General features: G+C 42.6%; 1 protein-coding gene. It reads left to right on the top strand.

The genetic code is table 11. From position 1 onward, the window contains the following. Positions 1-587 precede the first annotated feature (587 nt). Positions 588-1187, top strand: a 600-nt coding sequence (locus ACIQ7N_RS23615; RefSeq protein WP_402936678.1) for an IS110 family transposase, incomplete at its 3' end; no start/stop codon positions are given.

Here is a 1187-nt window from a genome sequence, read left to right as displayed (position 1 = left end):
CCTCGTATATTAGTAGTAAGAGCTCTTTCCGATAGAATTTCCAGTTGATCCGGACAACTGGGGATCTGTTGGGTTTCCTATAGGAGATAGTCGCCTTTTGGCTCCCTCACTCTTTTTTGATGTTTTACCTGTTTGACCCTGGTTTACACGAGGGACCAAAAGGAAACTTCCATTTTAACCATTCAAAATAGTATAGCTAACAGGTGCTTACCTGCTTATTTGTGTTATCCAATTTTATATCGTTTGGGCGAAGGATGGAGGAGGCTCCATTTTAGTACTTCGTCCTTTTTTATTTCAACTTTTATTTCACTTAGACTGTGCCCATGAGACAATGGAACGGACAAGGTTGACGCAGGAAATAGCTATTCCCCCTTGCGGGCACTTTTTGTGTACTGCTTAAATAGCCTGCTACCCATCGTTCATTATTGAAGGTCTAACCACTGGCTGCGACGCTGTTGGAGAAGAGAGTGTAGCGCTCATTTTGGTCTTCTTCACTTTGATTGCTCATCACGAGGCAGACATCGATGATTCGACTGGGCACCCAGGTCTGAGACAATCTTGATTATTCCCCATAGGAGGTGATTGGCATGTCACAAATGCTAGTCGGTATCGACGTGAGTATGCGCTCCCATCATGTCCAATTCATGCATGGCGAGGGTCATTCGCTTGCTGATTTTTCTGTTTCTAATGATATAGAAGGTGCGAACACCTTGATTCAAAAGCTTTTGAAAACAGCGGAAAAGAATCAGCTTACACAATTAAAAATTGGGATGGAGTCAACGGACCAATATAGTTGGCACCTAGCCCATTATTTGAAAAATCAATTACAGGGCTATGCACCCTTGTTTCAAACAGCGGTGTTTATGCTCAATGCTCGAAAAGTAGCACGCTTTAAAAAAGGCTACGATACGTTACCGAAAAACGACCGAATTGATGCCTGGGTTATTGCGGATCATTTACGCTTTGGACGCTTGCCATATGATATGCAAGAAACCCTTCAACACGAAGCGCTTCGCCGTTTAACCCGTACACGTTTTCACATGATGCATGAAATTGCGCGTAATAAAACGTACATGTTAAATCAACTGTTTTTAAAATTTAGTGGTTTACGCCAAGATAACCCGTTCTCTAACACATTTGGTACGACGAGTTTAGCCGTCATTGAAGAGCTCGACCCTGAAATGATT

The organism is Lysinibacillus sp. NPDC095746 (genome assembly GCF_044763535.1).
Taxonomy (GTDB): Bacteria; Bacillota; Bacilli; order Bacillales_A; family Planococcaceae; genus Lysinibacillus.
Note: the sequence above shows the minus strand (reverse complement) of the source record. Positions and strands in the feature narration are given on the sequence as shown.